Origin of the sequence: Modestobacter sp. VKM Ac-2978 (assembly GCF_026968025.1) — a bacterium.
Classification (GTDB): Bacteria; Actinomycetota; Actinomycetes; order Mycobacteriales; family Geodermatophilaceae; genus Modestobacter.
The window spans coordinates 46,603-66,363 of the sequence record NZ_JAPVBP010000003.1 but is presented as its reverse complement, the minus strand read 5'-3'; the positions used below and the strand labels follow the sequence as shown (position 1 = coordinate 66,363).

Here is a 19,761-nt window from a genome sequence, read left to right as displayed (position 1 = left end):
GCAGGACGAGCCGCATCCGGGCAGGATCGGGGCGAGCACCTGGCACCTTGCACCGGGCACCTGGCACCCGGAGACCGGAGACGACGTGACCCAGCAGATGCGTGACCGTGCCCCGGAGGGCACACCGTCGCCTGTCCTCGACCTGTCCCGGTGGCGGCTCAACGCCCTGCCGGACACGCACTCCGACGAGGACTGGGACGACGACCGGGAGCTCTTCGACGCCGACGGCAACCGGGTCGACACCTGGCGCGAGGGCTACCCGTACAGCGAGCGGATGGAGCGGCGCGAGTACGAGATCGAGAAGCGCAGGCTGCAGATCGAGCTGCTGAAGCTCCAGGGCTGGGTGAAGGAGACCGGCCAGAAGATGGTGCTGGTGTTCGAGGGCCGCGACGCCGCCGGCAAGGGCGGCACGATCAAGCGGTTCACCGAGCACCTCAACCCGCGCGGGTCGACGGTGATCGCCCTGGACAAGCCGTCGGAGCGCGAGAAGACCCAGTGGTACTTCCAGCGCTACGTGCAGCACCTGCCGGCAGCCGGCGAGATCGTCATGTTCGACCGCTCCTGGTACAACCGCGCCGGCGTCGAGCGGGTGATGGGCTACTGCACCGCGGAGGAGTACCTGCGCTTCATGCGGCAGGCCCCGGAGTTCGAGCAGCTGCTCGTCGAGAGCGGCATCCACCTGGTCAAGTTCTGGTTCTCGGTGACCCGGGGCGAGCAGCGCAGCCGGTTCATCGTGCGGCAGATCGACCCGGTGCGGCAGTGGAAGCTCTCCCCCACCGACCTCGCCTCGCTGGACAAGTGGGAGGCCTACACCGAGGCCAAGGAGGCGATGTTCCTGCACACCGACACCGGCCACGCCCCGTGGACGGTGATCAAGAGCAACGACAAGAAGCGCGCCCGGCTGGAGGCGATGCGGCACGTGCTGGCCCGCTTCGACTACACCGGCAAGGACCTCGCCGCCGTCGGCACGCCCGACCCGCTGATCGTGGGCTCGGCGGCCGAGGTGCTCGAGGAGGAGGCCGGCGCACCGGTCATGCCCCGCCCCGGCGACCCGCTGCCCCCGACCGCCCACTGACGGAGGGCCTCGGCCGCCCCGGGGTCATCCGTGGCCGGACAGCACAACGCCCGCCCCGGCGGACCGGGGCGGGCGCGTGGTGTGCTGCGGGGATCAGCGACGGTTGGTGTCGGTGACCTCGTCGGTGTCGACCTGCTCCTTGCGGACGGTCTCGCTCACCTGCTGCTGCTCGGTGACGGTCTCGGTGTTCAGGCGCACGCGCTCGACCGGGACGGCCTCCTTCTCCACGACGGGACGCTCGGCGTGCAGCGTCACCTCGTGCTCCTCCTCGGAGATCGCCGGGCCGTCCAGGGCGTCGCCGCGGTTGGCGTCGGTGATGGGCTCACGCTCGACCCGGACCTCCTCGTGCGACACGGGGACGGTCTCGGTGACGTTCTCGGTCACGACGTACTTGCGCAGCCGTGCGCGGCCGGTCTCGACGTGCTGGGTGCCGACCTTGACGCGCTCCTCGGAGAGGGTCATGGCGTCGTCGGTCGTGGGACCGGAGGTGTCGTGGCCCACGGTGCCGTGCTGGTTGGTGTCGGCCGTGGTCGTCGTGCTGGTGTCGGCCGTGGTCGTCGTCGTGTCGGCGACGGGGGCACCGGCGGCCGGCGCGGCGGCCGACTCGGTCATGTTGTAGTGCCGGTACAGCTCGGTCTCCTCGGCCGGGGAGAGGTGGCCGTCGGAGTCGATGCGCGGGGCGTCCTTCACCGCGCTCTTGCTCACGGGGACACGCAGGCCGTCGCCGGTCAGGTCAGCATCCCGGATCGGGACGAACGACTCCTTGGTGCCGAACATGCCGGTCTTGACGGTGACCCACTCGGGGGCGCCCGACTGGTCGTCGAGGAACACCTCGGAGGCCGTACCGATCTTGTTGCCGTCGGCGTCGATGACGTCTGCGCCGATCACGCGGTCGAGGGTCTCGGTGCCGATCATGTGTTCCGCTCCTCTGTTCGTGTGATGCTGTCTCGCTCTCTGCACTGCCCGCCACGGCGCGTTGCAAAACGGCGATCGCGAGATCGATCCAGCGCCGTGGTAGGGCGTGTCGCCGGGCCGACACCGACCACGGGCCCCGTCCGCGCAGGTCGACGCGGGTTCCGGCAGGCGACGCACCGCCCGTGCGGACACGCCGTGGAGCTGGGCGAACCTGTCGCACCGGGCGTGTCGCGACCGGATCGGGCGGTGAGCGCGCCGAGCATGGACGGGTGCCTCCTCGTTCGCCCTACGACAACCTGGTCCACCCGCGCACCCAGAAGAAGCCCTCACCCCAGGTGGAGGCTCTCAAGGACGTCGTCGTCGAGGACCCCAGCAGCGGGTTCGTCGGCGCCGTCGTGCGGTGCGAGAAGGACGTCGTCCACCTCGAGGACCGCCACGGCCGCGTGCGGGCCTACCCCCTGGGCCCCGGCTTCTGGGTCGACGGGCGACCGGTCGTGCTGGTGCGGCCGAAGCAGAACGCGCCCTCGGGCCCGCAGCGCAGCGCGTCGGGCTCGACCTACGTGGTCGGCGCCCGCGCGCGGGTCGCCCGCGAGGGGCGGATCTACGTGGAGGGCAAGCACGACGCCGAGCTGGTGGAGAAGGTCTGGGGCCACGACCTGCGGATCGAGGGGGTCGTCGTCGAGCCGCTGCACGGCGTCGACGACCTGCCGGGCATCGTCAAGGAGTTCCGCCCGTCGTCGGGACGGCGCCTGGGCGTGCTCGTCGACCACCTGGTGACCGGCTCCAAGGAGTCCCGGATCGCCGCCCAGATCACCGGCGACCACGCCCTGGTCGTCGGGCACCCCTTCATCGACATCTGGCAGGCCGTCAAGCCCTCGGTGGTCGGCATCAAGGCCTGGCCGACGGTCCCCCGGGGCGAGGACTGGAAGACCGGCGTCTGCAAGCGGCTGGGCTGGGAGGACGACACCGGCTACGTCTGGGCGCAGCGCATCCTGGCCCGGGTGAGTGTCTGGACCGACCTGGAGCCCACGCTGATCGGCCGGGTCGAGGAGCTCATCGACTTCGTCACCACCGAGTAGCCGGAACGCCGCCGCGGCAGGCTTGTGCACCGCGCCGCCGTGCGTCATTGTGTCAATCACTTGATTCAATGACTCATGGAGGCCGTCGTGGCGTTGGTACCGCTGCTCGCCGTGCTGGTGCTGGCCGGCGCCGTCGCGCTCGGCGTGGGCATCGTCCGCCGGTCACCGCCCAGCCGGGAGGCCTCGGTGGCGGCCGCCCGCCGGCACGCCCGCTCGGCCTCCGTCGCGGCGGTGGCACTCGGGGCCGCCGCCGCCCTGGCCACCGCGGCTCGCGAGGTGGGGAACACCGCCCCCGGCGGCCTGGGGGTCACGGCCCTGCTGGTCCCGATCGTCTTCGGCATCGTGCACACCCTGGTCCTCGCCGCCGGGGAGCTGACCTGGCCCCGACCGGAGGGCGAGGTACGGCGGGCGCAACTGGTGCGGCGGGGTGTGCTCGACGCGGCGCCCCGCTGGCTGGTGCGGACGGCGGCCGTCGCGGCCGGGCTCGCCGCAGCGGTCCTCGCCGGCGGTGCCCTCCTGGCCGACGAGACCGGCCGGCGGGTGACCCACGGCTCGACGGCCTACGGCAACCCGGCCTGGTCGACGGCCAGCCCGTTCCCCGGCCTCTTCTACGGCCGGCCGGCGGCGATCGGCCTGCTCCTGCTCGCCGTGGTCACCGTCGGCGCGCTGTGGGTCGTCGCCAACCGGCCCGCCGTCGCCACCGAGGACGACCGGATCGAGAGCGCCCTCCGCCGCGCCTCGGCGCACCGGGTGCTCCGGGCGGCCGTCGCAGCGACCCTGGTGGTGGCCGGTGGCCTCCTGCTGGTCGGCGGGATGGCGGCGGCCAACGTGGGCGCGCTGCCGCTGCCCGGGTGGGCCGGCGCGCTGCCGGGCCTGCTGACCGCGCTCGCCGGCCTCGTCGTCGGGTTCGTCCGCGCGCCCGGGGTGCCGGCGGACCAGCCGGCGTCCGTCTGACGTCCATGGGGCTGGACATCACGGTGGACGTCGTCAGTCCGACGCCGCCCTACGAGCAGATCCGCGGCCAGATCGCGACGTACGTGCAGAGCGGCGTGCTCGCCGACGGCGCTCGGTTGCCCACCATGCGCGCTCTCGCCGCCGACCTGGGCGTGGCCACGGGCACGGTGGCCCGGGCGTACGCCGAGCTGGAGGCCGCCGGGCTGGTGGCCAGCCGCCGGCGCACCGGCACCGTGGTCACCGGCGGGGCCGCCGCGCCCGCGCCGGGGGAGCAGCGGGTACGCGCACTGGCGGCCGAGCTGGCCCGCACCGCTCAGGAGGACGGCGTGGAGCGGGACACCGTGCTCGCCGTCGTCCGGGCCGCGCTGCTCACCGCTGCGCCCCGCTGAGGCTCGTCACGGCGCTCTGACCGCGTCCTGCGCGCATCGCACGGCCTGCGGCACGTGCACAGCGCACGAACGGCGCGCGATGGCCCCGGACAGGCCAGCGGCCGCCGTCCCCGAGAGGACGACGGCCGCTGGCGACCCGCTGGAACGGCCCCCTCGCAGGGTCCCGCCACGAGCTCGCGAGTGGTGGGGGGCGAGGGGGTCCTTCGATCAGCTGGGGATGTAGTTGAACTCGTCCGGGTTCGGGCCGTTGCGGCCGTCGGCGCGGTCGAGACCATCGATCTCGCGCATGTCGTCCTCGGTGAGCTCGAAGTCGAACAGGTCGAAGTTCTGCTCGACCCGGGCGCGGGTGACCGACTTCGGGAAGATGATGTCGCCCCGCTGGACAGCCCAGCGGAGAGCGGCCTGGGCCGGGCTCTTGCCGTACCGCTCGCCGACCCGGATGAGGGTCGGGTCGTCGAGGACCTTGCCCTGCGCGATCGGCGCCCAGGCCTCGGTGCGGATCTCGTGGTCGGCGTTGAACGCCCGCAGGTCGTTCTGCGCGAAGTAGGGGTGCACCTCGATCTGGTTCACCACGGGGCGGACCTCGGTCTCACCGAACAGCTTGCGCAGGTGGTGGGCGTTGAAGTTGGAGACGCCGATCGCCTTCACCCGGCCGGAGTGGTACATCTCCTCCATGGCCTTCCAGGTCTCGACGTAGTCGACGTCGATGCCCGGCAGCGGCCAGTGGATAAGGAACAGGTCGAGGTACTCGAAGCCGAGCGCGTCCATCGTCCCGTCGAAGGCCTTCAGGGCGTCGTCGCGGGCGTGGAAGCCGTTGTTGAGCTTGGAGGTCACGAAGACCTCCTCGCGCGGCACGCCGGACTGGCGCACGGCCTCGCCGACCTCCGCCTCGTTGCCGTACATCTCGGCGGTGTCGATGTGCCGGTAGCCGACCTCGAGGGCCGTGCGGGTGGCCTCGACGGTCTCTTCGGGCTTGACCTGGTACGTGCCGAAGCCCAGCTGCGGGATCTGGACGCCGTTGTTCAGGGTGATCGTGGGCACGGTGGCCATGGGGGGTCCTCCAAGCGTCGGACGGTCTGGGTGGCGGCGCGCGACCTCATGGGGCGCGACCGGCCTGTCACACCCTTACCCGGGCTCACGGTCGCTACCCGCGACTGATCTCACCGATGAACCGGGAATGCGGCTCAGACCACGGTGCGGGCGGCCCACAGGTCCGGGAAGACCACCCGGGCGGCGCTGCGCTCCAGCCAGGCGAGGCCGGCCGAACCGCCGCTGCCGGGCTTGGCGCCCATCGCCCGGCGGACGGCGGTGACGTGCCGCTGCCGCCAGGTGGTGAACACCTCGGCGACGTCGGTGAGCGCCTCGCCGAGGGTGAACAGCTCGTTGCCCGGCCGCGGGTCGGTGTAGACCTCGGCCCACAGCGCCGTGACGGCGGGATCGGGCTCGTGGGTCACCGTGCGGTCCCGCTCGAGCACGGTGGCCGGCACCGGCAGGCCGCGGCGGGCCAGGTACGCCAGGACGTCGTCCTCCAGGGACGGCGCGGCCAGCGCACGCTGCAGGTCCGCGTGCACCACCGGCAGCCCGCGGTGCGGCCGGACGACGGACTCCGCCTTGAGCCCGAGCAGGAACTCCACGTGCCGGTACTCGTAGGACTGGAAGCCCGACGCCTCGCCGAGCTGGTCGCGGAAGCCGTTGAACTCCGTCGGGGTGAGCCAGAGCAGCGAGCCCCAGCTGGCGTCCAGGGACCGGAGGTGGTGCACCGACCGGCGGATCGAGCCGATCGCGGCGTCCAGGTCGTCGGCCCGCAGCTGCCGCTGGGCCAGCTCCCACTCCCGGCGCAGCAGCGTGAACCACAGCTCCATCACCTGGGTGACCACCAGGAACGCCGGCTCGGCCGGGTGCTCGGTCACCGGCCGCACCAGCGCCTCCAGCTGGCGGACGCCCACGTACTGCTCGTAGGGAGTCGCCTCGGCGAACTCGACGGTGGGCTCGCCGGCGTTGCCGGCGGCCCGGGCGGCCCGGGTGCCGGCGTCCAGCGGAGCCGGGGGGCTGGGGGACTGGCGCGTGGTCATCGCGACAGTCTGTCGCCTCAGCTCAGCTGTGCGGCCACCATCGGCTCCAGCGTCAGCTCCGGGCTGCGCTGCTGGAGCGAGCGCAGGTCCCACTTGTCCATGAACAGCGCCAGCAGCTCGCCGTCCTCGCGCTCGAAGACCTCCACCCCGCGGGCCGCGGCCACGGCCGGGGCGGAGGCGGCGTCGGTGCGCACCGCGACCTGGTAGGGCAGGTGGTCCAGCTCGACCGGCGCGCCGAACTCCTGCGCCATCCGGTGCGCGGCCACCTCGAACTGCATGGGGCCGACGACGGCGAGCACCGGCGCCTGGTCCCCGCGGCGGTCCGAGCGCAGCACCTGGGCCACGCCCTCGGAGCCGAGCTGGCCGACCCCGCGGCGGAACTGCTTGAACTTGGCGGTGTCCTTGCCGCGCATCACCGCGAAGTGCTCGGGCGCGAAGGTGGTCAGCGGCGGGAAGGTGACCTTCGTGCCGGCGTAGAGGGTGTCGCCGACGTGCAGTGCGTTGGCGTTGACCAGGCCGACGACGTCGCCGGGGTAGGCCGTGTCGACGCTCTCCCGCTCGCGGCCGAACACGTGCTGGGCGTACTTGGTGGCGAACGGCCGGCCGGTGGTGGCGTGGGTGACGACCATGCCGCGCTCGAAGACGCCGGAGGCGATCCGGATGTAGGCCAGCCGGTCGCGGTGGGCGGCGTCCATCCCGGACTGCACCTTGAACACGAACGCGCTGAACGACGCCTCGACGGGACGCGGGGCACCGTCGGCGTCGGGCCGCGGCGCGGGCGGCGGGGCGAGGTCGACCAGCACGTCCAGCAGCGCGCCGACGCCGAAGTTGGAGACCGCGGAGGCGAAGATGACCGGCGTCGTCTCACCGTCCAGGAACCGCTGCTGGTCGTGGTCGGCCTCGGTGGCGTCCAGCAGCTCGTTCTCCTCGACCGCCCGGGTCCAGTCGATGCCCTCCCGGGCCTCGGCGGCGGCGGGGGTGAGCGTCTCCTCCGGGGCGATGGTCGCCCCGCCGGCGGTGCGGGTGAACCGCCGGTAGGTGCCGTCGCGGCGGTCCAGCACCCCGCGGAAGTCACCGGAGATGCCCACCGGCCAGGTCAGCGGGGTCGGGGCCAGCCCGGTGCGCTCGGCGACCTCGTCCATCAGCTCCAGGGCGTCCTTGCCCGGCCGGTCCCACTTGTTCACCACCGTGATCACCGGGATGCCGCGGTGCCGGCAGACGGCGAACAGCTTCATCGTCTGGGCCTCCAGGCCCTTCGCCGCATCGATGAGCATCACCGCCGCATCGACGGCGGTCAGCACCCGGTAGGTGTCCTCGGAGAAGTCCGCGTGCCCGGGGGTGTCCAGCAGGTTCACCACGGTGTCCCGGTACTCGAACTGCAGCGCGGCGGAGGTGATGGAGATGCCGCGGGCCTTCTCCATGTCCATCCAGTCCGACACCGTGCCCCGCCGACCGGCCTTGCCGTGCACCGCACCGGCCTGCCCGATCACCCGCGCGTGCAACGCCAGGGCCTCGGTCAACGTCGACTTGCCGGCGTCGGGGTGGCTGATCACCGCGAACGTCCGCCGCCGGGCGGCCTGCGCCAGCACCTCACCGGTGGCGGCGTCGGGACGGAGCTCCGTGCTCGGGACGGTGCTCATCGTGGTGCCGGGTCTCCTCAGGTGGCGCGGACGGTCTGTCCGATGGTACGGCGACGGTCCCGAGCGGGCCGGTCAGTGCGACGTCGCGGGGGCCACCTCGGCGGCCAGCCCGGTCGGCCGGCGGAGCACCGCCCATGCGGCCACCCCGAGCACCCCGGTGAGCGCCGCCCCCAGGGCCGGGACGGCGAACGCCGCCTCCGCGCCCCACCGGTCCACCGCCGTGCCGGCCAGCGCCGAGCCGGCGGTGACCCCAACCGTCAGGCCGGTCGACGTCCAGGTCAGGCTCTCGGTGAGCGCCGCGCGCGGCACCCGGGACTCCACCAGCGACATCCCGGCGACCAGCACCGGGGCGATCGTGAGGCCGGCGAGGAAGGCCAGTGCGATCAGCAGCGTCAGGGAGCTGACCAGGTACAGGGTCTGCGCGGCGACGGCGAACAGCAGCGCGCAGCCGAGGAACCGGGTGACCAGCGCGCCCGGCAGCCGGACGACGCCGTAGACGAGCCCGGCGACCAGGCTGCCCGCGGCGTACGCCGACAGCGCCACCCCGGCCATGGCCGGCCGGCCCTCCGCGTCGGCGAAGCCGACGACGACGACGTCCATCGCGCCGAAGACCGTGCCCATGGCCAGGTAGGTGACGGCGACGGCGACGAGCCCCGCGGTGAGCACCCGGATCCGCACGTGCGGCTGCCCGGCCACCCGGGGGGTGACCGGCGGCGCGGTCGCCTCCAGCCGCGACATCACCAGCCCGCCGATGACGCCGACCAGCAGCCCGGTCAGGAACCCGGCGGGCGGGGAGACCAGCGCGGCCAGGAAGGTGACCAGCGGGGGTGCGGTGACGAACACGACCTCGTCGGCGACCGACTCGAAGGCGAAGGCGGTCTGCCGCTGGGCCGGGTCGTCGAGCGCGTGCGCCCAGCGGCTGCGGACCACCGAGCCGATGCTGGTGCCGCTCGCCCCGGCCAGCACGGCCAACGCGAACCACGTCCAGACCGGGGCGCCGGCCACCACCACCGCGACGAACGACAGCCCCAGCACGAGGTAGGCCAGCGCCGTCCAGCGCAGCACCTGGCTCTGGCCGTACCGGTCCATCACCCGGGCCCACTGCGGGCTGGCGACGGCGAAGGCCAGCGACAGGGTGCCGGCGATGGCACCGGCGAGGGCGTAGCTGCCCGACTCCGCCTGGACGAGGAGCACCGACCCCAGGCCCACGGTGGCCATCGGCACGCGGGCGAACCAGCCGGCGAGGGAGAAGGCCCGGGCCCCGGGGACGGTGAAGAGCCGGGCGTAGGGGCTGAAGACGGCGTGGGACACGGCTGCTCGCGCTTCCTGGCCACAGGCGAGTGCGGGGGTTCCCGCCGGACCCTCGGGTGGCCCCGCGAACGTAGCAGCCGCCGTCCGGGCGAGACGGCGTCCGCCACGACCGCACCCAGCTGCCGTTCCGGCACTACATTCGGGCCGTGACGACTCCCAGCCCACTCCCCGACCCGCGGGTGCGCCCGCAGGTGACCCCGGGCAGCGGCGGGCTCGTCGACCGGCACGGGCGCACCGCCACCGACCTGCGGGTCTCGCTGACCGACCGGTGCAACCTGCGCTGCACCTACTGCATGCCCCCCGAAGGGCTCCAGTGGCTACCCAAGGTCGAGCAGCTGACCGACGACGAGGTCGTCCGACTGGTCCGGATCGGCGTCGAGCACCTCGGCATCCAGGAGGTCCGGTTCACCGGCGGCGAGCCGCTGCTGCGCCCCGGGCTGCCCGGCATCGTCGCGGCGACCACGGCGCTGCGCCCCCGCCCGGAGGTCAGCCTGACCACCAACGCCATCGGGCTGTCCCGGATGGCACCGGCGCTCGCGGCCGCCGGCCTGGACCGGATCAACGTCAGCCTGGACACCCTGGACCGCGAGCGGTTCAAGCAGATCACCCACCGCGACCGGCTGCCCGACGTCCTCGCCGGCATGCAGGCGGCCCGGGACGCCGGCCTGACGCCGGTCAAGGTCAACGCCGTCCTGATGCGCGGGATCAACGAGGACGACGCCGTCCCGCTGCTGGAGTACTGCCTGGAGCACGGCTACGAGCTGCGCTTCATCGAGCAGATGCCGCTGGACGCCCACCACGCCTGGACCCGCGGGGAGATGGTGACCGCCGAGGACATCCTGGCCCGGCTCACCGCCACGCACACGCTGACGCCGGACGTCGAGGAGCGGGGCGCCGCCCCGGCCGAGCGCTGGCTGGTCGACGACACCGGGCTGACCGTCGGCGTCATCGCCTCGGTGACCCGGTCGTTCTGCGGTGCCTGCGACCGGACCCGGCTCACCGCCGACGGGCAGATCCGCAACTGCCTGTTCGCCCGCGAGGAGTCCGACCTGCGCAGCGCGCTGCGCGGCGGGGCCGACGACGCCGAGATCGCCGACCGCTGGCGGATCGCGACGCTGTCCAAGCTCCCCGGGCACGGCATCGACGACCCGAGCTTCCTGCAGCCCTCCCGTCCCATGTCCGCGATCGGGGGCTGAGGTGAGCGCACCCACCGTCACCGTCCGCTACTTCGCCGGCGCTCGCGCCGCGGTCGGCGTGGACACCGAGACCCGGCAGGCCGGCACGTTGGCCGAGCTCGTCGGCCAGCTCGCCGACGCACACGGCGAGCGGCTGGAGCGGGTCCTGACCGCCTGCTCCTTCCTGGTCGACGGAACCTCCACCCGGGACCGCGCGTTGGTGCTCACGCCCGGCACGGTGGTGGACGTCCTGCCCCCGTTCGCCGGCGGATGAGGAGGCTCCGATGAGCGTGTTCGACAAGGCCAAGGCGAAGGCCGAGGAGCTGTTCGGCCGCGCCGAGCAGGTCTACGGCGAGTCGCACGGCGACGCCGCGGCCACCATCGACGGTGAGGCCCGCCAGCTGGAGGCCGAGGCCGAGGAGGAGCGGGCGGAGCGCGAGCGCCGTGGCCGGGACGACGACGGACTGGCCGGCGCCGGCGCGCACTGACGCGCCGGTCGGCCAGCCGGTCGCTATCCGCGCAGGCGGATGGCGACCAGGGCGACGTCGTCCTCGGGCTGGCCGTGCACGAGCCGGTCGAGCAGCTCGTCGCAGAGCTCGTCCAGTGACCTGTCGGCCAGCTCCGCGGCGGCCGACCGCAACCGGGCCATCCCCTGGTCCAGGTCGCCGCCGCGACTCTCGATGAGCCCGTCGGTGAACAGCAGCACCGTCGTCCCACCGTCCAGCGTCACCACCGACTCCCCGCGGGAGGTCTCGGCGTCGACGCCGAGCAGCAGCTCGCCCCGCCAGTCGGCCAGCGCGGCCAGCGTGCCGTCGGGGTTGATCACCAGCGGCGGCAGGTGCCCGGCGTTGCTCCACCGCATCCGGGTGACCCCGCGGGTCAGCTCGTCGGGGGTCTGCTCGAACCGCGCCACCGCCGCGGTGGCGTAGGTGCCGACGTCCAGCTGGGCCATCGACGCGTCCAGGCCGCGCAGCACCTCACCCGGCCCCGCGTCGCTGTAGGTCGCGATGCCGCGCAGCAGCGAACGCAGCTGGCCCATCGCCGCGGCCGCCGCGGTGTCGTGGCCGACGACGTCGCCGATGACCAGCATCGTCGCCCCGCACGGCTGCAGGAAGGCGTCGTACCAGTCGCCGCCCACCCGGGCCGCCTCGGCGGCCGGGGTGTAGCGGACGACGACCTCGGCCTGGTCGTGGGTGAAGGCCCCGGTGAGCAGGCTGCGCTGCAGCTCCTCGGCCAGCTGCCGCTGCTGGGAGAACAGCCGCACGTTGTCCAGCGCCAGGCCCGCCCGGTCGGCCACCTCCTGGGCGGTGGCCAGGTCGGCCTCCTCCATGACGCGGTCGCCGTCGAAGTACAGCGTCAGCGCACCGAGCGTCCGCCCCCGCCCGCGCAGCGGCAGCGTCACGCCGGAGTGCGGGCCGAGCAGCCCCAGCAGGTCCCGGGCCTCACCCTCGGGCATCAGCGCGGCCACGTCACCGGCCGCGGCGACGACGGTCTCGCCGAGCAGCGCCCGCACCACGGGCGAGGTGACCGGCATCGAGGTCAGCCGCACGGCGGCGTACCGCTCCACCAGGGCACGGCGGGACGGGTCGACGTGCCACCAGCCGACGTCCCGGGGGCGGCCGTCGTCGTCCAGCACGGTCAGCACGCACCAGTCGCCCAGCACCGGGACGATCAGCCGTGGGATGCGGGCGGCCGCAGAGTCGACGTCCAGGGTGCCGGCCAGCTCGGCGCTGACCCGCGCCATCATCGCCAGCCGCTCCCGGCCGGTGCGGCGGTCGGTGACGTCGGAGAAGTAGCAGAGCAGACCACCCTCGGCCGGGATCGCCTGCACCTCGAACCAGCGGTTCAGCGGCGCCGGGTAGAAGCCCTCCACGCTGATCGGCTCACCGGTGGCGACCGCGCGCCGGTAGGCCCGGCCGAACTCGTTGTCCACGTTGGCCGGGAAGGTCTCCCAGAAGTCGGCGCCGACCAGCTCCTCGCGGGATATGCCGAGGATCGCCACCCCGGCCTGGTTCACGTAGGTGATCCGCCAGTCGGCGTCCATGGACAGGAAGCCCGAGGGCATCGCCTCGACGACACGTTCGCCAGCCCGCCAGGGCATGTGGGACCTCCCGGTCATTCCGCCACCTGCGGTACACCGGAGGAGCACTCGCCCCACGGGTTGGAGTCGAGTCGATCAGTTATGCCATGCCGGTGAACGGCGGGCAAGGAGCGACGTCACAGGCGGCCCACCCGTCACGGGCAGGCGACCCACTCCTCCTCGCCGTCGGAGAAGACCTGCCGCTTCCAGATCGGCAGCCGCGCCTTCACCTCGTCGACGAGCTCCGCGCAGGCGGTGAACGCCTGGCCGCGGTGCGCGGCGCTGACCGCGCAGGCGAGCGCGACGTCACCGATGCCCAGCAGGCCGATCCGGTGGGAGACGGCGACCGCCTGCACCTCCGGCCGGGCGGCGAACTCGGCGGCGATCTCGGCGATCAGCTCCGGCGCGGTCGGGTGCCCGGTGTACTCCAGCTCGGTGACCGAGCGGCCACCGTCGTGGTCGCGGACCACGCCGGCGAAGGAGACCACCGCACCGGCCGCCTTGTCGGCGACGGCCGCCTCGTGCTCGGCGACCGACAGCGGCTCCTCGGTCACCCGGGCCAGGATCGTCTCCACGGCCGCGAAGGTACTCGCCGGCCGGGCTCGGGCGGGCCATCACGCCGTCGGCGGGACGTCCAGGTCGGTGGGGTCGGCCAGCCCGGTGCAGTCGACCTCGGTGACGTCGTGGGCGGCCAGGTAGGCGCGGGCGCCCTCGTCGCCGGTCGCCGTCTCGGCCACCCCCGCCCAGTGCTCGCGGCCCAGCAGCACCGGGTGCCCGCGGACGCCGTCGTAGCTGGCGACGGCCAGGGAGTCGGGGGCCGCGTGCTCGGCCAGCCGGGCCAGCGCCGCCGGCGTCATCCCCGGCATGTCGACCAACTGCACCAGCACGGCGTCGACCCGGCCGGGCCAGCCGCGCAACCCGTCCAGCCCGGTGCGCAGGCTCGAGGCCATGCCGGTCTCCCAGTCCCGGTTGGCCAGCACGGTCGCACCGGTCAGGTCGGCGGTGCGCCAGACGTCGACCGCCTGGGCGCCGAGCACGACGAGAACCGGGTCGCAGACCGCGGCCGCCGTCCGCACCGCCCGCTCGACCAGCAGGCTGCCCTCGTACTCGACCAGCGCCTTCGGCATGCCGTACCGGCGGCCACCGCCGGCGGCGAGCACGAGCCCGGCAACGGGCGCATCCGACGTCACGCCCCCACTCTCTCAGCGCGGGTAGACGGTGAGCTCGCTGGCCTTGACCGACGCCCACACCTCGGCGCCGGGGGCCAGCCCCAGCTCGGCGAAGGACGTCGCCGTGACGTCGGCGGTCAACGGCACCTCACCGGCCAGGTCGCAGCGCACCACCGAGCCGTGCGGGGTCGCCGCGGCCAGTCGGAGCGGCCACACGTTGCGCGGACTGCCGACCGGCCGCTGCAGGTAGAGCGCCACCGACTCGGGCCGGACGGCGACGAACACCGGCCCGGCGACGTCCTCGGCGACCGCGACCACACCCCCGCCGTCCAGCGCGACCTGGGTCCCGGCGCCCTGGCCGGCCAGCAGCACGAGCCCGACCAGCCGGGCCACGTAGTCGGTACGTGGCCGGCGGGCGACCTCGGCCGGGGTGCCGGCCTGCACGACCCGTCCCTCCTCGATGACGACGACCCGGTCGGCCAGCGCCATCGCGTCGACCGGGTCGTGGGTGACCAGGACGGCACTGCCGGCGTAGTCGGTGAGGTGCCGGTGCAGCTCGGCGCGCACGGTGAGCCGGGTGCGGGCGTCGAGCGCGGACAGCGGCTCGTCGAGCAGCAGCAGCTGCGGCCGGCCGACCAGGGCCCGGGCGAGCGCGGCGCGCTGCGCCTGCCCACCGGAGAGCTGTCCGGGACGCCGGTCGCCGAGCCCGGCCAGCCCGACCCGCGCCAGCCAGTCCTCCGCCGCGGCCCGCGCCGCCGGCCGGGGAGTGCCGCGGGTGCGGGGCCCGAAGGCCACGTTCTCGGTGACCGAGAGGTGGGGGAACAGCAGGTGGTCCTGGAACACCATGCCCAGCGACCGCGCGTGCGCGGGCAGGTGCACGTCGGAGGAGTTCCAGACCTCGGCGTCGACCTCCACCCGGCCGGCGTCCGGGCGCAGCAGGCCGGCGAGCACCCGCAAGACGGTGGACTTGCCGGCACCGTTCGGCCCGAGGACGGCGAGCACCTCGCCGTCGGCCACGGCCAGCTCCACGTCCAGCGTCAGCGTCCCGCGCCGGACGACGACGTGCGCGGCCAGGCTCATGTGACGGTTCCTCGCCCCAGCCAGCGGTCGCGCAGCAGCAGCAGGGTGGCCAGGGAGACACCCAGCAGCACCAGGCTCAGCACGATCGCCGCCTCCGGGTCGCGCTGCAGGGTCAGGTAGACCGCCAGCGGCATGGTCTGCGTCGTCCCCGGGAAGTTGCCGGCGAAGGTGATCGTGGCGCCGAACTCCCCTAGTGCGCGCGCCCAGCACAGCACCGCGCCGGCCGCGATCCCGGGTGCGACCAGGGGCAGGGTGACCCGGCGGAACGTCGTCCACCGGTCGGCGCCGAGGGTGGCGGCGGCGTCCTCGAAGCGGGCGTCGGCGGCGCGCAGCGCGCCCTCGACGCTGATCACCAGGAACGGCATCGCCACGAACGTCTCGGCGATCACGACCGCGGCAGTGGTGAACGGCAGCGAGAAGCCGGTGGCCTCGTACAGCCAGCGACCGATGATCCCCTGCCGGCCCAGCACCAGGAACAGCGCGACCCCGCCGACGACCGGCGGCAGCACCAGCGGCACGGTCACCAGCGCGCGCAGCACCGACCGGCCACGCAGCTGCGACCGGGCCAGCACCCAGGCCAGCGGGACGCCGAGCACCAGCGAGACGAGGGTGGCCAGGGTGGCCGAGACGAGCGACAGCCGCAGCGCCTCGCCGACACCCGGCCGGGCCAGCTGCGGGCCGAGGTCCGACCACGGCGCGCGCACCAGCAGCCCGAACAGCGGCAGCACCAGGAACGCCACCCCGAGCAGCGCCGGGACCAGCAGCGGCGCCGGCACCCCGCCGTCCCCTTCCCCCTTCCGGGGCCAAAGTCGCGACTTTGGCCCCACGGGGTGGGTCACGGGAGGCGGAAGCCGGCGTCGGTGAGGGCCTGGCGGCCGGTGTCCGAGCGCACCAGGTCGACGAACGCCTCCGCCGCCAGCGGGTTGGGTGCCCTCTCGAGCACCATCAGCGGGTAGCGGTTGACCACGTCGGCGGCCTCCGGGACCTCGATCGCCTCCACCGCCGAGCCGGCCGCCGCGACGTCGGTCGCGTAGACCAGCGCGGCGTCGACCTCGCCGAGCTGCACCTTGGTCAGCGCCGCCCGCACGTCCTGCTCCAGGGTGTCCGGCGCGGGGGCGAGGCCGGCGGCGTCGAACACCCGCGCGGCGGCCGCACCACACGGCACCTCGGCGGCGCACAGGGCGACGGTCAGGCCCGGGTCGGCGAGGTCGGCCAGGCCGGTCACGCCAGCCGGGTTGCCCGCCGGGACGGCGATGAGCAGCGTGTTCTCCGCGAAGACGGCGGGGTCACCGGCCCCCAGGTCGGCGACGGCGGCCAGAGCCTCCTCGTCGGCGGAGGCGAGGACGTCGGCCGGCGCACCCTGGGTCACCTGGGTCGCCAGCGCGGAGCTGCCGGCGAAGTTGAACTGCACGTCCAGGCCCGGGTGGTCGGCCTCGAGCTGGTCCCCGAGGTCGGTGAACACGTCGGTCAGCGAGGCCGCCGCGAAGACGGTGAGGGTGCCGCCCAGCTCGCCGTCCGTCTCGATCGACCGTCCGCCGTCGTCGACCCCGCAACCAGCCAGGGCCAGCAGCAGGGCACCGGCGACCAGCCGCCTCACGGCACGTCCACGCTGACCTGGGTGGCCTTGACCGTGGCCACCGCCCGGACGCCGGGCTCCAGCCCCAACTCGTCGGCGGCCTCGCGGGACATCAGCGAGACCAGCCGGAACGGCCCGGCCTGGATCTCCACCTGCGCCATCACGGTGTCCCGCACCACCCGGGTGACGATCCCGGTGAGCCGGTTGCGGGCCGAGGACGAGCGGGTGGCGCCCGGCTGGGGCGCCTCGTGCAGCTCGGCGGCGACCCGGGCCAGCTCCGCGCCGTCGACCTGCGCCGGGCCCCCGCCGCGGGTGGCGGGCAGCCGGTCGCTGTCTATCCAGCGGCGGACGGTGTCGTCACTGACGCCGAGCAGCGCAGCGGCCTCGGCGATCCGGTAGGAGGTGGACACGCCGGCACCCTAGTTCCGCAGTTGCGGACGGACAACCAGCAGATGGCCCGCAACCGCGGACCACGGGGTGGTCAGGCGGCGACCCGGTGGACCAGCCGCTCGCCACCCGTGGCCGCCGGCCGCACCGCGGCAGGCGTGGGGCGCCGCGTGGTCAGCGACCAGGCGGTGACCCGGACCAGCGCCTCCCGGATGATCCGCGAGCTCATCTTGCTCTCGCCGAACTCCCGGTTCACGAAGAGGATCGGCACCTCCACCAGCCGCAGGCCCCGTGTCCACACCTGCCGGGTCATGTCGATCTGGAAGCAGTAGCCCTCGCTCTGGACGGCGTCCAGGTCCAGCCGCTCCAGCGCGTGCCGGCGGAAGGCCCGGAAGCCCCCGGTGGCATCGCCCACCGGCAGCCGCAGCGCGGCCCGCACGTACCGGTTGGCGGTGCGACTGAGCAGCTCCCGACTGCGCGGCCAGTCGGCGACGGCCCCGCCGGGCACCCAGCGCGAGCCCAGCACGGCGTCGGCTCCGGCCAGGGCCGCCAGCAGCCGGGGCAGGTCCTCGGGGCGGTGCGACCCGTCGGCGTCCATCTGCGCCACCACGTCGAAGCCCTCGGCCAAGGCCCAGCGGAAGCCGGCGATGTAGGCCGGCCCCAGCCCTCCCTTGCCCGGGCGGTGCAACACGTGCACCCGCGGGTCGTCGGCGGCCAGTCGGTCGGCGAGCTCGCCCGTGCCGTCGGGGCTGTTGTCGTCGATCACCAGTACGTGGGCGTCCGGGACAGCGCGCAGCACGCCGGCGAGCGTGCGCGGCAGGCTCTCCCGCTCCTGATAGGTGGGGATGCAGACGCACGTGGACCGAGGATTCACCGTCCCGCCATTACCAGTCCCGACCTCTCGGACACTCCGTTCTTCAACATCATTTGGGCGACACTCGCCGTTACCGGATCGTTGTGCGAATCCTGTGCAGAGAGACAGTTCACCTGCTGTGACCTGATCGTTATGCCCATTCGGTGTGTGAGGGCGGCGATATGCGGACATGCCTTTGACCGACCGCTTCCCCCGAACACAGGAGCACCCCATGAACAAGCTCGTCCGCGGCGTCTCTGCCGCCACCTTCTCCGGCCTGCTCATCTTCGGTGCCTCCGCCTGCGGCGCCGAGGAAGAGGGCACCGTCGAGGTCACCGAGACCGAGGAGATCACCGAGACCGAGGAGATGGAGACCGAGGTCACCGAGACCCTCGAGCCGACCGAGACCGAGGTCGAGACCGAGGAAGAGGTCGTCGAGACCGAGACCGAGGTCGACACCGAGACCGAGACCGAGTTCAGCACCGAGACCGAGGGCTGAGTCCTCGACTGACCGCTGGGGCACTCGACCAGTGAGCGCAACCGCGTCCTCGGTTGCGGAACAGAAGACGGGCGGCGCCTCCAGGCGCCGCCCGTCCTCCGTTCCAGGGCGACTGCCCGAATTCCCTCAGTGGATGGTGGCACTGACCCTGCTCGGCCTCGCCGCCGCCATCCGGCTGTGGGACCTCGGCGACCCGGACCGCCTCTACTTCGACGAGAAGTACTACGCCGTCGACGCCTCCGACTACCTGGCCCAAGGGGTCGAGGAGGGCCGCCCGGCCCACCCGCCGATGGGCAAGTGGGTGATCGCCGCCGGCCTGGAGCTGTTCGGCTCCACCCCGTTCGGCTGGCGGGTCGGCGTGGCCGTCGCCGGCTCGGTCACCGTGCTGCTGACCTACCTGAGCGGGCTCCGCCTGTTCCGCCGCACGGCGCCGGCCGCGCTGGCCGCCGTGCTCGTCGCCCTGGACGGTCTCGCGGTGACGGCCAGCCGGATGGCGATGCTCGACGCGGTCCTCGCCCTGTTCGTCGTCGCCGCGTTCTGGCTCGCGCTGCTCGACCGGGACGCCCGCCGCCGCACCCGCGAGGCCGGGGAGGGGCTGCGCCGGTCCTTCGTCGGCTCCCGCTACCGCTGGCTGGCCGGGGTCACCCTGGGGCTGGCGGTGGCCACCAAGTGGTCCGGCCTGCTCGCCGTCGGCCTGGTTGGGCTGCTGGTGCTGGGCACCGAGCTCAGCGGCCGGGGCGAGCCGTTCCGCCAGGCCACCCGCCGCGCCGTGGCGGTCACCGGCGGCGCCGTGCTGAGCCTGCTGATGGTCCCCGCCGCCGTCTACCTGGCCACCTTCACGGGCTGGTTCGCCAACTACTCGGAGAGCTACGCCGCACAGCGGGCCTGCGAGGCCGGGGAGTGCGGCACCTCGGTGGGCGACCGGCTGGAGACCTGGGCGCAGAGCCAGGTCGACCTGGTCGACTACCACGTGGGGCTGGAGGCGAGCCATCCCTACCGCTCCAGCCCGCTCGGCTGGCCCTGGCTGGAGCGGCCGGTGCTGGTCTACGCCGAGAGCTGCACCACCGCGCAGCAGGAGGCCGGGGAGTGCGAGGTGCCGCCGGACACCCGGGCGCGCATCGTCATGCTCGGCAACCCGGGCCTGTGGTGGCCGGCCCTGCTGGCCTACCCGGTGCTGCTCTGGCGGGCGGTCGCCCGCCGGGACGGCGTCGCGGCCACCGTCCTGGTCCCCCTGGTGCTGCTGTGGGCTCCGTGGCTGGCCGCGAACAAGCCCGGCTACTTCTTCTACATGGTCCCGGTGGTGCCGTTCATCGCCCTGGGCCTGGTCCGTGCGGTGCAGGCGACCCGCCGGCCGCGGCTGGTCGGTGCCGTGGCGCTCGCCCTGTCCGTCGCCGGGTTCGCCTTCTTCGCCCCGGTCTGGCTGGGGCTCCCGCTGGAGTCCGACGCGCTGGAGCTGCGGTTCTGGCTCGACTCCTGGGACTGACGGTGCCGTGCGGCCTGCGGGTCG

At 73.8% G+C, this 19,761-nt stretch carries 22 protein-coding genes; 9 read left to right on the top strand and 13 right to left on the bottom strand.

Annotated elements, in window-relative coordinates; all coding sequences use genetic code 11:
• Positions 1–85: 85 nt before the first annotated feature.
• Positions 86–1,075 carry a polyphosphate kinase 2 gene (gene ppk2, locus O2W53_RS07830; RefSeq protein WP_269162464.1) on the top strand — a complete coding sequence of 330 codons (990 nt, stop codon included), beginning with the start codon at positions 86–88 and terminating at the stop codon, positions 1,073–1,075.
• A 93-nt stretch (positions 1,076–1,168) separates the two neighbouring features.
• Here the strand turns inward: ppk2 and O2W53_RS07825 are convergent, their stop codons facing one another.
• Positions 1,169–1,990, bottom strand: a complete 822-nt coding sequence (locus tag O2W53_RS07825; RefSeq protein ID WP_269162462.1) for a PRC and DUF2382 domain-containing protein — start codon at positions 1,988–1,990, stop codon at positions 1,169–1,171.
• A gap of 269 nt (positions 1,991–2,259) precedes the next feature.
• Between O2W53_RS07825 and O2W53_RS07820 the strand changes: the two genes are divergently transcribed.
• The 3 genes from O2W53_RS07820 (at position 2,260) to O2W53_RS07810 (ending at position 4,412) form a co-directional block, all read left to right on the top strand.
• Positions 2,260–3,069, top strand: coding sequence for a DUF3097 domain-containing protein (locus O2W53_RS07820; protein WP_269162459.1), 810 nt, complete (start codon positions 2,260–2,262; stop codon positions 3,067–3,069).
• A gap of 87 nt (positions 3,070–3,156) precedes the next feature.
• A complete protein-coding gene (locus tag O2W53_RS07815) occupies positions 3,157–4,023 on the top strand; it encodes a hypothetical protein (protein WP_269162458.1) in 867 nt (288 codons plus the stop codon).
• A gap of 23 nt (positions 4,024–4,046) precedes the next feature.
• The gene (locus O2W53_RS07810) at positions 4,047–4,412 is read left to right on the top strand and encodes a GntR family transcriptional regulator (protein ID WP_269162456.1); all 366 of its coding nucleotides are present in this window, start codon (positions 4,047–4,049) and stop codon (positions 4,410–4,412) included.
• Between the two features lie 207 nt (positions 4,413–4,619).
• On the opposite strand, the gene O2W53_RS07805 is transcribed toward O2W53_RS07810, so the two are convergent.
• The 4 genes from O2W53_RS07805 to O2W53_RS07790 form a co-directional block, all read right to left on the bottom strand.
• Entirely contained in the window at positions 4,620–5,462 is an 843-nt protein-coding gene (locus O2W53_RS07805; protein WP_269162455.1) for an aldo/keto reductase, read from the bottom strand.
• A gap of 134 nt (positions 5,463–5,596) precedes the next feature.
• A complete protein-coding gene (locus O2W53_RS07800; protein WP_269162452.1) occupies positions 5,597–6,484 on the bottom strand; it encodes a tryptophan 2,3-dioxygenase in 888 nt (295 codons plus the stop codon).
• 17 nt (positions 6,485–6,501) lie between these two features.
• Positions 6,502–8,124 carry a peptide chain release factor 3 gene (locus O2W53_RS07795; protein WP_269162450.1) on the bottom strand — a complete coding sequence of 541 codons (1,623 nt, stop codon included), beginning with the start codon at positions 8,122–8,124 and terminating at the stop codon, positions 6,502–6,504.
• A 72-nt stretch (positions 8,125–8,196) separates the two neighbouring features.
• Positions 8,197–9,435 (bottom strand): MFS transporter, encoded by a 1,239-nt coding sequence (locus O2W53_RS07790; RefSeq protein WP_269162449.1) that lies wholly within the window; start codon positions 9,433–9,435, stop codon positions 8,197–8,199.
• A 146-nt stretch (positions 9,436–9,581) separates the two neighbouring features.
• Here O2W53_RS07790 and moaA point away from each other — a divergent pair, with 146 nt between their 5' ends.
• Genes moaA through O2W53_RS07775 form a run of 3 tightly spaced genes read left to right on the top strand, consistent with a single transcriptional unit; the run spans position 9,582 to position 11,098 of the window.
• Positions 9,582–10,631 (top strand): GTP 3',8-cyclase MoaA, encoded by a 1,050-nt coding sequence (moaA, locus tag O2W53_RS07785; RefSeq protein ID WP_269162446.1) that lies wholly within the window; start codon positions 9,582–9,584, stop codon positions 10,629–10,631.
• Position 10,632: 1 nt separating this feature from the next.
• Positions 10,633–10,884 carry a MoaD/ThiS family protein gene (locus O2W53_RS07780; RefSeq protein ID WP_269162445.1) on the top strand — a complete coding sequence of 84 codons (252 nt, stop codon included), beginning with the start codon at positions 10,633–10,635 and terminating at the stop codon, positions 10,882–10,884.
• A 10-nt stretch (positions 10,885–10,894) separates the two neighbouring features.
• The gene (locus O2W53_RS07775) at positions 10,895–11,098 is read left to right on the top strand and encodes a hypothetical protein (RefSeq protein WP_036335332.1); all 204 of its coding nucleotides are present in this window, start codon (positions 10,895–10,897) and stop codon (positions 11,096–11,098) included.
• 23 nt (positions 11,099–11,121) lie between these two features.
• Here O2W53_RS07775 and O2W53_RS07770 read toward each other — a convergent pair whose 3' ends face one another.
• The 8 genes from O2W53_RS07770 to O2W53_RS07735 form a co-directional block, all read right to left on the bottom strand.
• A complete protein-coding gene (locus O2W53_RS07770) occupies positions 11,122–12,711 on the bottom strand; it encodes a SpoIIE family protein phosphatase (RefSeq protein ID WP_269162443.1) in 1,590 nt (529 codons plus the stop codon).
• 134 nt (positions 12,712–12,845) lie between these two features.
• Positions 12,846–13,265, bottom strand: coding sequence for a molybdenum cofactor biosynthesis protein MoaE (locus O2W53_RS07765; RefSeq protein ID WP_231558070.1), 420 nt, complete (start codon positions 13,263–13,265; stop codon positions 12,846–12,848).
• A gap of 39 nt (positions 13,266–13,304) precedes the next feature.
• A complete protein-coding gene (locus O2W53_RS07760; RefSeq protein WP_269162441.1) occupies positions 13,305–13,880 on the bottom strand; it encodes a nucleotidyltransferase family protein in 576 nt (191 codons plus the stop codon).
• A 12-nt stretch (positions 13,881–13,892) separates the two neighbouring features.
• The gene (locus O2W53_RS07755) at positions 13,893–14,939 is read right to left on the bottom strand and encodes an ABC transporter ATP-binding protein (RefSeq protein ID WP_269162439.1); all 1,047 of its coding nucleotides are present in this window, start codon (positions 14,937–14,939) and stop codon (positions 13,893–13,895) included.
• Positions 14,936–15,715 carry an ABC transporter permease gene (locus O2W53_RS07750; RefSeq protein WP_269162438.1) on the bottom strand — a complete coding sequence of 260 codons (780 nt, stop codon included), beginning with the start codon at positions 15,713–15,715 and terminating at the stop codon, positions 14,936–14,938. Before O2W53_RS07750 ends, O2W53_RS07755 begins: the two co-directional genes overlap by 4 nt.
• A gap of 59 nt (positions 15,716–15,774) precedes the next feature.
• Complete coding sequence (modA, locus tag O2W53_RS07745) at positions 15,775–16,536, bottom strand: molybdate ABC transporter substrate-binding protein (RefSeq protein ID WP_269162436.1); 762 nt, start codon at positions 16,534–16,536, stop codon at positions 15,775–15,777.
• Positions 16,533–16,925, bottom strand: a complete 393-nt coding sequence (locus tag O2W53_RS07740) for a TOBE domain-containing protein (RefSeq protein WP_269162434.1) — start codon at positions 16,923–16,925, stop codon at positions 16,533–16,535. The genes modA and O2W53_RS07740 overlap by 4 nt, the downstream gene beginning before the upstream one ends.
• A gap of 71 nt (positions 16,926–16,996) precedes the next feature.
• The gene (locus O2W53_RS07735; RefSeq protein ID WP_442929276.1) at positions 16,997–17,776 is read right to left on the bottom strand and encodes a polyprenol monophosphomannose synthase; all 780 of its coding nucleotides are present in this window, start codon (positions 17,774–17,776) and stop codon (positions 16,997–16,999) included.
• Positions 17,777–17,987: 211 nt separating this feature from the next.
• On the opposite strand from O2W53_RS07735, the gene O2W53_RS07730 reads away from it, so the two are divergent.
• Together O2W53_RS07730 and O2W53_RS07725 are read left to right on the top strand one after the other, a co-directional pair.
• Positions 17,988–18,254 (top strand): hypothetical protein, encoded by a 267-nt coding sequence (locus O2W53_RS07730; protein WP_269162431.1) that lies wholly within the window; start codon positions 17,988–17,990, stop codon positions 18,252–18,254.
• Positions 18,255–18,387: 133 nt separating this feature from the next.
• A complete protein-coding gene (locus O2W53_RS07725) occupies positions 18,388–19,737 on the top strand; it encodes a phospholipid carrier-dependent glycosyltransferase (RefSeq protein WP_269162430.1) in 1,350 nt (449 codons plus the stop codon).
• Positions 19,738–19,761 lie beyond the last annotated feature (24 nt).